The sequence below is a fragment of the Polaromonas sp. genome (assembly GCF_043778355.1).
Lineage (GTDB): Bacteria > Pseudomonadota > Gammaproteobacteria > Burkholderiales > Burkholderiaceae_C > Polaromonas.
The window spans coordinates 1-11,378 of the sequence record NZ_JAYWHI010000018.1 but is presented as its reverse complement, the minus strand read 5'-3'; the positions used below and the strand labels follow the sequence as shown (position 1 = coordinate 11,378).

General features: G+C 62.5%; 10 protein-coding genes. 4 read left to right on the top strand and 6 right to left on the bottom strand.

The window, feature by feature from the left end; all coding sequences use genetic code 11:
- Positions 1–70 precede the first annotated feature (70 nt).
- On the top strand, positions 71–1,021 hold the full coding sequence (gene ylqF / locus ACH2CW_RS02740) for a ribosome biogenesis GTPase YlqF (protein WP_395055317.1): 951 nt from the start codon (positions 71–73) through the stop codon (positions 1,019–1,021).
- 19 nt (positions 1,022–1,040) lie between these two features.
- Here the strand turns inward: ylqF and ACH2CW_RS02735 are convergent, their stop codons facing one another.
- The 3 genes from ACH2CW_RS02735 to ACH2CW_RS02725 form a co-directional block, all read right to left on the bottom strand.
- Positions 1,041–1,583, bottom strand: coding sequence for a response regulator transcription factor (locus ACH2CW_RS02735; RefSeq protein ID WP_395055316.1), 543 nt, complete (start codon positions 1,581–1,583; stop codon positions 1,041–1,043).
- An 89-nt stretch (positions 1,584–1,672) separates the two neighbouring features.
- Positions 1,673–1,930, bottom strand: a complete 258-nt coding sequence (locus tag ACH2CW_RS02730) for a hypothetical protein (protein ID WP_395055315.1) — start codon at positions 1,928–1,930, stop codon at positions 1,673–1,675.
- A gap of 100 nt (positions 1,931–2,030) precedes the next feature.
- On the bottom strand, positions 2,031–3,701 hold the full coding sequence (locus tag ACH2CW_RS02725) for a galactose oxidase-like domain-containing protein (protein ID WP_395055314.1): 1,671 nt from the start codon (positions 3,699–3,701) through the stop codon (positions 2,031–2,033).
- Positions 3,702–4,225: 524 nt separating this feature from the next.
- Between ACH2CW_RS02725 and ACH2CW_RS02720 the strand changes: the two genes are divergently transcribed.
- Both ACH2CW_RS02720 and ACH2CW_RS02715 read left to right on the top strand, forming a co-directional pair.
- Positions 4,226–6,565 (top strand): xanthine dehydrogenase family protein molybdopterin-binding subunit, encoded by a 2,340-nt coding sequence (locus ACH2CW_RS02720; protein ID WP_395055313.1) that lies wholly within the window; start codon positions 4,226–4,228, stop codon positions 6,563–6,565.
- A gap of 46 nt (positions 6,566–6,611) precedes the next feature.
- Positions 6,612–7,208: a carboxymuconolactone decarboxylase family protein gene (locus ACH2CW_RS02715; RefSeq protein ID WP_395055312.1), complete on the top strand. Its 597-nt coding sequence runs from the start codon at positions 6,612–6,614 to the stop codon at positions 7,206–7,208.
- 59 nt (positions 7,209–7,267) lie between these two features.
- On the opposite strand, the gene ACH2CW_RS02710 is transcribed toward ACH2CW_RS02715, so the two are convergent.
- Positions 7,268–7,804 carry a peroxiredoxin-like family protein gene (locus ACH2CW_RS02710; RefSeq protein WP_395055311.1) on the bottom strand — a complete coding sequence of 179 codons (537 nt, stop codon included), beginning with the start codon at positions 7,802–7,804 and terminating at the stop codon, positions 7,268–7,270.
- Positions 7,805–7,871: 67 nt separating this feature from the next.
- Positions 7,872–8,864 carry an FG-GAP repeat domain-containing protein gene (locus ACH2CW_RS02705; RefSeq protein ID WP_395055310.1) on the bottom strand — a complete coding sequence of 331 codons (993 nt, stop codon included), beginning with the start codon at positions 8,862–8,864 and terminating at the stop codon, positions 7,872–7,874.
- 275 nt (positions 8,865–9,139) lie between these two features.
- On the opposite strand from ACH2CW_RS02705, the gene ACH2CW_RS02700 reads away from it, so the two are divergent.
- Entirely contained in the window at positions 9,140–10,210 is a 1,071-nt protein-coding gene (locus ACH2CW_RS02700; protein WP_395055309.1) for a flavodoxin family protein, read from the top strand.
- A 260-nt stretch (positions 10,211–10,470) separates the two neighbouring features.
- On the opposite strand, the gene ACH2CW_RS02695 is transcribed toward ACH2CW_RS02700, so the two are convergent.
- Positions 10,471–11,340 carry an alpha/beta hydrolase gene (locus ACH2CW_RS02695; RefSeq protein WP_395055308.1) on the bottom strand — a complete coding sequence of 290 codons (870 nt, stop codon included), beginning with the start codon at positions 11,338–11,340 and terminating at the stop codon, positions 10,471–10,473.
- Positions 11,341–11,378: the final 38 nt, after the last annotated feature.

The window sequence follows — 11,378 nt, the reverse complement described above, 5'->3', positions numbered from 1 at the left end:
CAGCGACAATCGGCGCTGCGCCGGCTGACTGCCGGCGCCCGCCGCACCCCCACCCAGAAAGAACATCCCGATGGCCATCCAGTGGTTTCCCGGTCACATGCACCTGACCAAAAAAGCCATCAGCGAGCGCATCAAGGAAATTGATGTGGTGATCGAATTGCTCGACGCGCGCCTGCCCGGCTCCAGCGCCAACCCTATGCTGGCCGAGCTGACCGGCGGCAAGCCGGCGCTCAAGGTGCTCAACAAGCAGGACCTGGCCGACCCGGCGCGCACGCCGGCCTGGCTGGATTACTACAACAGCCAGCCCGCCACCCGTGCGATCGAACTCGACGCCAGTGCCACCACGCCGGCACGCCGGCTGATCGACGCCTGCCATGCGCTGGCGCCCACGCGCGGCAGCATGGTCAAACCAATGCGGGTGCTGATCTGCGGTATTCCCAACGTCGGTAAATCGACGCTGATCAACACGCTGACTGGTAAACGTGCAGCCAAAACCGGCGACGAGGCCGGCATCACCAAGCTCGAGCAACGTATTGTGCTGGCCGACGGTTTCTATTTGTGGGACACGCCTGGCATGCTCTGGCCGCGCATCATCGTGGCCAAAAGCGGTTACAACCTGGCCGCCAGCGGCGCCATTGGCCGCAATGCCTTCAATGAGGAAGAAGTCGCACTGGAACTGCTCGACTACCTGATCAAACACTACCCGGCTGCGCTGCAGGCGCGTTACAAGGTCGAGTTGCCGCCCGGTATCACTGACGAGCAACTGCTCGAAGCCATAGGCCGCAAGCGCGGCGCGGTGCTCGGCAAGGGGCGCATCAATTTGCAGAAAGCTGCAGAAATCGTGATCCATGAATTTCGCGCCTCAACGCTGGGGCGCATCACGCTGGAGACGCCGGAAGAGTTCGCCGGCTGGCTGGCGGCAGGTCAGTTGCTTGACGCCGAACGTCAGGTCAAGAAGGACAAGATTGAAACCGCTCGCCTGGTCAAGTTCAAGAAGATTCCGCGCCCCGACGTATCCTGACTCGGGGTCTCAGCGCGCGCTAATGCCGAGCTGTGCAGTAGTCGAGAAAAAGATCAAGTTCGGTGGATTTGTCAAAGATGGCATCGGCCCCGCAAGCCAGGCAGCGCGTGCGCATCTCGGCGGTGGCGTAGTTGGACAGCACGACCACCTTCTGCACTGCAGATCGATAGGCACACTTTCTGAGAACGCCCAGTCCCGTTCCCTGCCCCAGAAAAAGGTCGACAACAAGCAGGTCCCAGTCTTCAGGATGCCGATCCAGCCAATAGCAGGCCTCGGCCTCGTTCGTTGAAAATCCAACCGTCTGCACACCCGCCAGTTCGGTTAGTGTTTCCACCAAGTTGTCGCGGATGAGTTCGTTGTCTTCCACGATATAAGCCTTCGTTGCCATAAGGTCCTGAAGGGGTTGGGAGCTGGCTGATCCGTGAGAGGGATCGCCGGAAAAGTTCATCGGATTCACAACTTCAGTTTCCCTCGCGCATCGGGACCGCTCCGCAAGGGATTGCACTGCACCGGTGTAGGACAGCAGGCCACATCCCGAGCGCTGCGCGGGATCGAAAAGCAAGCACGTTGCCGCAACCGGCTGTTGGTTGCAAATCGCTGCCAGGGCTTTCCGGGAGGGGCCGGTCAGCTACCGATTTGCTAGCAAAGACCTTACTTGGGACCGGTCCGTACCGGCGCGCTGGACAACTTTCGCTTCAGGTAGAGGCCGCAGAACGCCAGACCCAGCACCAGCGCGAACCAGCCGACCAGCGATGCGCCCGCCACAATGCCCTGCATGCCCGGCGATTTGATGAAATGGGGAGAGACCAGAACGGCCGCTCCGATCAGTACGCACAGACAGCCTTTGAACAACAGCTCGTTGTTGGCCTTGTTGCTGTGGCGGCGCGTGGGAGGAAGAGGTAGGGGCATGGCCTGATTGTCGGGCCAAATCTTCTGTCGTGCCGCTCAACTGAATTTGACCGGGTGAGTCATCGGGTCTGGACCCGACGACTCACCATTGGGCGCCGGATCAGGCGACCCGGACGAATTTTGCAACCGAGGGGATGCCCTGCGAGTCCGTCACAAAAAGCATGTAGTAGCCCGGCGGAACCAGGGCGCTTGATGACGGGACGGTCGCTGTCAGCCCGTTGCTGCGCGGCTGCACGCGCAGCTTGATCGCCCGCTGGTGCATGTCATTGCCATGCGTCGTGGCGCCAGGCGCCACCAATACTGCGCTGACCATGTCACTGCGGTCGGTGGAAATGGTGAACGATTGGCCGTACCCGACTTGGGTGGGAGCTGCAGTGATTTTGGGTTGGGGACCTTTGAACAAATACGGTGGCGAGTAGACCTGGGCCTTGTGCTGGAAGGCAGCTTGCGCAGAATAGTCCATGTCGTCCTGCGACAGCAAAACCGTCGCGTCTGGCAGCAAGATGGCGGTGGAGTGGTAGGCAGCTTGGATGGTGTGGGGTGCCAGTTTCAGCCAGGTACCGGTGGTATCGATGGCTGGCTTGGAGTAAAGCTCGGTACTGAACTCGGCTTCTTCATAGCCGTACAAGCCCTTGTTGCCGCCAACGGTCAGCAGTGTGCCATCGGGCAGGATAACCGTGTTGGCGTTATGCCGGGGCGTCTGCCATTGCGGGTAGGTTTTCCAACCCAGTGCAGGATTGAAACCGTCCAGCCATTCGTTGGCTGCGAGCGGGATTCTCTCGTTATGCCCGCCAGCAACCATGATCAGCTGCCGGGGCTGCGCGGGCGAGGCATCGGTGTAGGAAATGCCATTGCCCAGGTAGTAGTGGTCGCTTTTCATGCGCGGCAGACTGCTCCAGTTCCAGGTCGCCGGGTTCAGCTGGAAGCTGCTGGCGGCGTTCGGTCCGGACTCCAGCATTTGTCCCGAAGGCAACAGAAATTGCAAGGGGTAGAGGCCGGAAGAATTGTGGGTGGAGACGACCTGGATGGTGCCTATGCCATTCATGTTGGGATCGGGCGTCAACACCTCGACGGCGTTGGTGATGGCGCCGAAGCCGGTTTCGTCCATACCGCTGGTGATGACCACCCGGTTGTCGGCCAGCTGGGTCACCGTCGGGTACCAGCGGCCGCGCACCATGTCGGGCTGTTTGGCCCACAGTTCGTTCAATGGGTTGAAGGTGTAATTGGTCAGCGTGCCGGCCCAGTTGGTGGCGCCCCCCAGCGCGTTGGGGTCGGGGTAGCGCAGATTGCCTCCCGCGACATAGACACGACCGTCACTCAGAATGGTTTGACCGGCGCACCAGATATTTTCTGGCGGCGGGATGTTGTAGCCGGTGCGGCTGGTCGGGTTCCAGATGTATGCGACCCCGTTTTTAGAGTTGGCGGGGTTGTGATAGTCCACCGGATCGTAGGACCAGAACATGACATTGCCCGTATGCAAGAGCACCGTGGCAACGCCCACGACGGGAATGATGAACGGGTCGCTCCAGCGACCCATCGTGGCCGGATCCAGACTCCCCGCTGCCGCAGCGAGGGTTGGGGTACCCCCAGGCTCTGCCAACGCTGAACCACCACCCAGCCCCCGGAGGTCTGCAGGTTTGTCTCTGCGGGTTTTGAACGCTGCTTGTTTGGCAGCCTCATCGTCCTTGAGTGTTTGGTCGGCAGACTTGAGAATGCCGGCCGCCGGCACCTTGCGCACGCCGCGTTCAACCTCGCATTGAACCAGGCGCATCTGGGCATGCTGGTCAGCGTGACGCAGGCCCAGTGTTTCCGTTTCATGGCGATATTTTTTCGCTTCTGTATCAGCGGGTTGGCAGGCCTTGGCGGGCCTTGCATGGGCATGTGGGGCAGACTGCGACTGCGCCAGCGACGCAAGCGGTAAGGCGAGCAAATTTGCGAGCAGAAAGGCCGAAGAAAGCCCAACCGGACGGGACGCAAGAGCGAAGTGGGGGGACATGATGGTTGATCTAAAGTGGAGGGGAAAATTTGCAGAGGGGAATGTAAGTAGTCATAAAAAACGGTAACTCTCGCAAATGTGCGTTTCGTGAGTTACTTGCGTTACCCGATGTAGGACAAGCTTCTGCGGGTTTACACCTTGTGATGCGCGGGCGATCAGCAGTCGTACATCGGCTGAGTAAAAAGGGGCATCGCTGGTCGCGACGGCGGCCTTAAACGGATGCATCTATATTTGCGTACACACTTGTTTCGGCCTGTTAGCTACCTGGCATTTGCGCCTTATTTAAAGAAGGACATCTTTTGAACACTTTCTCGTCACCTGATTTGCCAACTTCGGCGCGTTTCGGTAGCGGGCAGGCCGTACGCCGCCTTGAAGATGACGCGCTGCTGGCCGGTACCGGCCAGTTCACCGACGACGTGACGCTGGCGGAACAGACCCATTTGTTTTTTGTGCGCTCGCCTTATCCCCATGCACGTATCGCCTCGGTGGACAGCTCGGCTGCGCTGGCGATGCCGGGTGTGCTGGCCATCGTCACCGGTGCCGACCTGGTCGCGGCCGGTGTCAAGGCAATTCCGGGCATAGGCGGTTTCAAACGCGCCGACGGCTCCCCCTGCGCGACACCGCCACGGCGCGCCCTGGCCCATGAACGTGTACGTTTTGTCGGTGAGCCGGTGGCCGCGGTGGTGGCCCAGAGCCTGCGCCAGGCGCGTGATGCGGCCGAGGCTGTCATGGTGGACTACGACGAATTGCCCATGGTGGTTGATGTGAACGACGCCATGGCCGCCGGCGCGCCTGCGCTCTGCCCCGAGGCGCCGGACAACATCGCCGCCGAGACGCGTTATGGCGATGCCGTCGCGACCGCCGCCGCTTTTGCCGCTGCCCGCCACATCGTCACACTCGACATCGTGAACCAGCGCCTGGCCGCGCTGAGCCTGGAGCCGCGCTCGGTGCTGGCCGGTTTCGACACCGCCTCGCAGCGCCTGACCATCCGCATGAGTACACAAATGCCCTCGGGTGTGCGCAATTCGGTGTGTGATGCGCTGGGCATCGCCAAAGAGGCGGTGCGCGTCATCGTTGGCGACGTGGGCGGAGGCTTCGGTATGAAGACCGGCGTTTACCCCGAGGATGTGGCCGTGGCTTTTTGCGCGCGCAAGCTGCAGCGCGCGGTCAAGTGGGTGGCCGACCGCAGTGAGGAGTTTGTCTCCGCCACACACGGCCGTGACCTGCAAAGCCACGCCGAACTCGCACTCGACGAGAGCGGCAAAATTCTGGCGCTGCGGCTGGCTTCGCTGGCCAACGTCGGCGCCTACCCGACCGGGGCCGGCGCAGCCATCCAGTTGCTGATCGGCCCCTGGGTGCAGACCAGCGTGTATGACATCCAGACCATTGACTTTCATTTTCGCGCGGTGCTGACCAACACCGCGCCGACCAGCGCCTACCGCGGCGCAGGACGGCCCGAAGCGATCTTCATCATGGAGCGGCTGATGGACGAGGCCGCGCGCCAGATCGGCATGGACCGCATTACGCTGCGCCGCCGCAACTTCATCCAGCCCGCGCAAATGCCGTATAAAAATCCCATGGGCCAGGTCTATGACAGCGGGCGTTTCGAGGCCGTGATGGACCAGGCGCTGGTACTGGCGGACTGGCCAGGCTTTGAAGCACGTGCAACCGCGTCCCAGCAGCGCGGCTTGCTGCGCGGGCTCGGCATTTCGACCTTTCTCGAATGGACTGGCGGCAACGCACTGGAAGAGCGTGTGACCCTGTCTGTGCGCGCCGACGACGGGGTGATCGAGGTGTTCTCGGCTGTCAACGCGATGGGGCAGGGTATTTTGACCTCGCTGACACAACTGGTGGTCGATGCCTTTGGTGTGCCACCCGAGAAAGTGCGTGTCGTGCTTGGAGACACCGACCGCGGTGATGGTTTCGGCAGCGCCGGCTCCCGCTCGTTGTTCACCGGCGGTTCGGCGGTGCGTGTGGGTGCCGAGCGCACGATTGACAAGGCCAGGCAACTCGCGGCCAAGGAGTTTGAAGCGGCCGAGCAGGACATCAGCTACGCCGACGGGCGGTTCACCGTGGCTGGCACCGACCTGAGTATCGACATTTTTGCGTTGGCAGCGCGCCAGGGTGATCAGCGCATCTTCATGGACTCGACCACCGCCGTGGCCGGACCGTCCTGGCCCAATGGCTGCCACATCAGCGAGGTCGAGATCGACCCCCAGACCGGCCATGTGGCGGTGGTCGCCTATGCCTCGGTCAACGATGTCGGACGCGTCGTCAACCCGATGATTGTGCGCGGGCAGTTGGACGGCGGCGCCGTGCAGGGCATTGGCCAGGCGTTGCACGAACACCTGGTGTACGACCGCGAGACCGGCCAGCCGGTGACCGGCAGCCTGATGGACTACACCGCGCCGCGCGCTGGTGACTCGCCGCCTTTTCTGACCGAGATGGACCAAGCGACGCCCTGTCTGAACAACCCGCTCGGGGTCAAGGGTGTGGGCGAACTCGGCACCATTGGCGCCGGCCCCTCAGTGGTCAATGCGGTGGCCGACGCGTTGGCGCGGGCCGGCTTGGGGGCGCAGTCGCCGCGGCTGCAGATGCCTTTGAGCCCGTCGCGGCTCTGGGTCCTCATGCAGTCGTAAGTCTCCCCTGAATTCAACGCCCAGCTCCCCACGACAAGGCCAACCAATGCCCAGACTCGCTCCGCTCCCTCCGGAAACCTCTCCCGAACTGAAGCCTCACTTTGATTTTTTTCTGGGCACACTGGGCTTCACACCCAACAGCGTGCTGACCATGCAGCGCAAGCCCAAGCTGGTGCAGGCGCTGGCGCAACTCAATGCGGCGGTGATGGATCCGGACGGCGAGGTCGATCTGGGTTTCCGTCGTCTGCTCGGCCACGTGGTCAGCAAGGTGGCAGGCTGCCTTTACTGCCAGGCACATACGCTGCTGGGGGCCAAAAATTTCGGTATCAGCGACGCCAAGTTGGCAGATGTCTGGACCTACAGCACGAGCCCGCTGTACAGCCAGAAGGAGCGGCTGGCGCTCGACTTTGCGCTCGCCGCCGCAAGCCAGCCCAATGCGGTCACTGACGCACAGTTTGCACAACTGCAGCAGCACTGGAGCGACGGCGAGATCACCGAGATGCTTGGCGTGGTCGCGATGTTCGCTTTTTTGAACCGCTGGAACGACACCATGGGCACGCCTTTGGAGGCCAGCCCGACGGCGGTAGCTGTGAAGGCGCTGGGCAGCCAGGGGTGGTCGGCTGGCAAACACCAGCCTTCCTAGGGTCAAGGCCGGCTTTGGCCGATACAGCCAGCACGGTTTATGTCCATGCCATTCAGGCCTCAGATCGGTCCGATGTATTCGCCGCGTGCCGGGTAGTCTTTGTTGATGGCGAAGTCAATCGCGGCCAGCAGCTCATCAAAGTGCGGACGTGCGAACGGCATGGTCTGCACCGCGCCGTAGTACAGGGTGCCGTCTGGTCGCACGAGGAAAACGCCGGGCTCTGAAAATAACGCGGGCTCTTGAAGACCGATGGATGTCTTGCCGCGACTGGTCGAGATATACAAGCCCCATTCGCGCGCATTGGGCAGTGACAAGCCATGGCCAAAACGCAGTGCCGGTGCCTGGGCCTTGGCGGCCATCTCGCTCGCACGTCCGGCGTCGTCACTGGAAACCGCGATGACGTTCACGCCGCGCTTTTCAAACTCCGGCAGCAGGCGGCCGAGCTCCAGCAGGTATTTGGCACAGACAGGGCAGTGCAGGCCGCGGTAGAACACCACCATGGAAAATTTCTCGGGGGCATCGGTGGCGAGCTCGTAGGCTCCATGAGCCAGCGTGTCGAGCTGCAAAGTGGGAACGGGTTGGCGGGGAATCAGCATGGGGTCTCCTGGGATGAAAAAACAGTCAACGATCTATCTGCGGCTGCCAGAGTTTTTTGTGCGGCCGTCATGGCATCAGGTGGATGCGCCACCAGGAGCCATTGGCCAGCAGCAGGCAGCCGCCGCCGGGCAGAGGGGTCAGCCGCTCCACCCGGGCCGGCAGTGGCAGGGGGTCGGCAAGCTCCTCCCACTTTCCCGGCGCGACCCAGCGCAGTGCGTGCAAGGCGCCCAGTTGCATGTCGGGCAGCACAATGGTGGGTCGATGGCCCGCCTGATCAACAATCACGGCGAGCCGCTGCTCCAGCATGCCCATGCGGTGATTGGAGACATCCATGGCCCTGGCATACGGCTCCAGCCGGGGCGGGCGATAGTGGTACAAGGTCAGGACGCCCCCGATATGCGGCGTGATCACGCTGGCAATATCGAGCTGGCCATCGCCGTCAAAGTCTGCCACGCCCACCGGGTTGAGCCAGCGAAAGGCAGAGCCCGCGTTTGGTCCGCGTGCCAGTTCGGTCAGAAGCACAGGGGCTGACGCCGCGCTGGACGCCGCGCCCGTGCCAGGAGTACGCAGGCCAAACACCACCATCGCTGCGCCCTCAAACGCATCCGCCTCCACCAGGATGATTTCGTCTCGGCCGTCGCCGTCAATATCGGCCAGCCGGGGCACCCGGTCCTCAAACACCCGGCGCACAGGCAGGGTGTAGACCCGCTCCTGCAGGCCTGCCTCCGCTGTGCGCGCCAGCACATGCAGGCTGGCTGCATGGGTGAGCGAACCCAGCGCCCCATGCGGGTAGCGTTGCGTGGGCGAACCCAGCCAGGCCCAGGCAATGTCCCGCTGCCCGCGTACGGCCTGGCTTTGCGCCAGGCGCTGGCGGGCTGCCTCGGGCGGGGCAGGCGCAACCAGCGCTGGCACGCCGCACTCGGCCGGTGCGGCTTGTAGCTGCAAGCCCATCGCGTGACAGGTGCCTGCGAGCCAGAGCACCGCCAGCCACGGGAGTCGCCAGCTGGCTACTTGGCGGTGACTTCGGGCGCGCTTGCCGGCGTTTGAAGGGTGGGTCATGAAGGAATGAGTCGGTTTCCGCAGCGGGTTCTTACAGGCGAATGATTTATCGGAAGTTTCCAGAGTTCACGACAGTCGCATTGAGCCACGCCTCACCAGGTAAATGTAAGAAAAAATGGCCTCTAGCTCCTACCCAGCAGTCCTCATCAGCTATCGATTTGATAGCGTCTCAAATCTTCCATGCCTGCGGACGGGCAGGGGGCCTCTTCCGAAAACCGCGTAGGACAAAGCCGAATTAGCAGATTGGCACACGGGCGCCTGCCTACACTGGCCCGATGACCGATATCCGCAAAGGCCAGGCGCCGGCCGTTCTGTCGCGCAGCACCTTCCACGAACGCTTCATGCAGTCCTTCATGGACCCGGCCTTTCGGGCCGAGGAAGAGGCCATCTCGCGGGTCGAGCAGATTGCCTGGGAGGCCTACAAGGAAGGCCGCAAGGCGCCGGTCACGCGCAAGGCCGGACGCGGCTATGCCGACCCCGACTACGATTTGTCGGTGGAATGGCTGGACGCGAAAAGCCGCATCAACAAAGCTGCAGCGGCATGGAAGAAACCTGCAACGCCCTCACGGGTTCTGCTGATCTGCGGCTCGGCCCGCAACGACGGCACCTGCCCCGGTGAAATCTCCAAGACCTTCCGGATGATCGAATGGGCGCAGAAGGTTTTGAAGAAAGAGAAGATGGAACCCGACGTGCTTGACCTGAGCCTGCTCACATCGAGCTATCACCTGAACATTCACCCGTGCAAGGGTTGCGCGTCGACCGCGATGCCGCTGTGCCACTGGCCCTGCAGTTGTTACCCGAACCATTCACTGGGTCAGACCAGCGACTGGATGAACGAGATTTATGAACGCTGGACTGCTGCGCACGCCGTCATCATCATGACGCCGGTGTACTGGTACCAGTCGCCGAGTCCGCTCAAACTCATGATCGACCGTCTGGTCTGCGCCGACGGCGGCAACCCCGACCCGACTACCACCCACGGCAAAAAACCGGCCGAAGCCAAGGCGCTTGAACTCGAAGGCTGGGACTATCCCAAACACCTGGCCGGCCGGGTCTACGGCCTGGTGGTGCACGGCGACGTGGCCGGCATCGAAGGCTCTCGGCGCGGCTTGTCAGACTGGCTCGACTGGATGGGTCTGATCGACGCCGGCAGTCAGTCGCGGCTGGACCGGTATGTGGGTTATTACGAACCGTATGCCACCAGCCACCAGACGCTGGACGCCGATACTGCCATGCAGGCCGAGGTGCGCAATGTGGCCACCGCGGTGGCGAACGCAGTGAAAGAACTGCGCGCCGGCAAACTGTCGCAACCCGACAAGGGTTTGGCGCGGCCACGGCCCAAGTGACAGCAAACATGGAAAAGCGCGCGGCATATCGGCACTGACTGACTGCCAGCGCCCTGGCCTTGACAGAGGCACTCTGCCCCGTCTGACACCCTTGCCGGCACAGACCACGCCGGAGCTCAAACCCCCTTCGATGTCTGCTTGACCACGCCGGTTTTCAAGCCCCGCAGCAGCGCCCATGCAGGCGCTGGCGGCCGGCAAGCACGCGCCTTGAAGCCGTTGCGTACAGCGCCGTCAAGGTGCGGGGTGGGTGAGTCGCCGATTTAGCCGCGTGCGCAGGTCCGGTCTACATATTGCAGCGCGTCCGGCAGCGCGTCGCGAAACACCAGCCATTCGTGGTCGCCATCAATCACCCGAAGCTCGGCCTGTTTGGGCTGGATCTGATGCAGGCGCCAGTACAGATTCGCCGACATGACCGCAATGCCGAGAAAATCATGATCGCCCGAGACGATCCACATGGGCACGCGGTTGGGCTGGGCTTTGTAGGCGTCCAGATGTGCCGGGTAGTTGAGCGATTTCCAGGTGTCGGCGTCAAACTGACCGTTGCGGACAAACTGCGGTGCGCGTCGCGCTGCCGAGGTTTCCGGTGGCAGTGGGTCGTAGATGGCGGGACTGATAATGGCCGCCGCACAGAATTTGGCCGGGTGACGCAGTGCAAGGTTCAGTGCGCCATACCCACCCATGGACAAGCCTCCAATGGACCGGCCCTTGCGATCACGCGACACCTTGTATTTGCTTTCGACATAGGGCAGCAGGTCGTCCATGATCGCCGACTCGGCCTTTTCGCTGGCACCGTTGGCCCACCAGGAAGCGGGGCCTGCGGTGGGCATGATGACAACCGAAGGACGCATCAAACCGCGTTTGATCAGGCCGTCCAGGGTTTCAACGGCGCCGCCCTTGGTGCGCCACTCGTTCTCGTCACCGCCTGCGCCGTGCAACAGGTAAACCACCGGGTAGGGGCCCGCACCGTCCTTGTAGCCGTCAGGCAGGTAAACAGTGAATTTGACGTCCCGGCCGAGCGCGTTGCTGCGCGCAGCGTCTGCGAAAACGTCGCCGGCTTGCGACTGGGCGGCCAGCGCCAGGCAGATACCCAGCGCTGCCGCTCCACGGCGCGCGAATTGCTTGATGTTCATGTGATCTCCTCGTTATGGGTTGGCTGGCCGGTGGCCAG

What these genes read in the sequence shown, in the direction of transcription:
- ylqF (WP_395055317.1), top strand. Translation starts at nt 71, where the DNA reads ATGGCCATCCAGTGGTTTCCCGGTCACATGCACCTGACCAAAAAAGCC.
- ACH2CW_RS02730 (WP_395055315.1), bottom strand. Translation starts at nt 1,930, where the DNA reads ATGCCCCTACCTCTTCCTCCCACGCGCCGCCACAGCAACAAGGCCAAC.
- ACH2CW_RS02725 (WP_395055314.1), bottom strand. Translation starts at nt 3,701, where the DNA reads ATGCGCCTGGTTCAATGCGAGGTTGAACGCGGCGTGCGCAAGGTGCCG.
- ACH2CW_RS02715 (WP_395055312.1), top strand. Translation starts at nt 6,612, where the DNA reads ATGCCCAGACTCGCTCCGCTCCCTCCGGAAACCTCTCCCGAACTGAAG.
- ACH2CW_RS02710 (WP_395055311.1), bottom strand. Translation starts at nt 7,804, where the DNA reads ATGCTGATTCCCCGCCAACCCGTTCCCACTTTGCAGCTCGACACGCTG.
- ACH2CW_RS02705 (WP_395055310.1), bottom strand. Translation starts at nt 8,864, where the DNA reads ATGACCCACCCTTCAAACGCCGGCAAGCGCGCCCGAAGTCACCGCCAA.
- ACH2CW_RS02700 (WP_395055309.1), top strand. Translation starts at nt 9,140, where the DNA reads ATGACCGATATCCGCAAAGGCCAGGCGCCGGCCGTTCTGTCGCGCAGC.
- ACH2CW_RS02695 (WP_395055308.1), bottom strand. Translation starts at nt 11,340, where the DNA reads ATGAACATCAAGCAATTCGCGCGCCGTGGAGCGGCAGCGCTGGGTATC.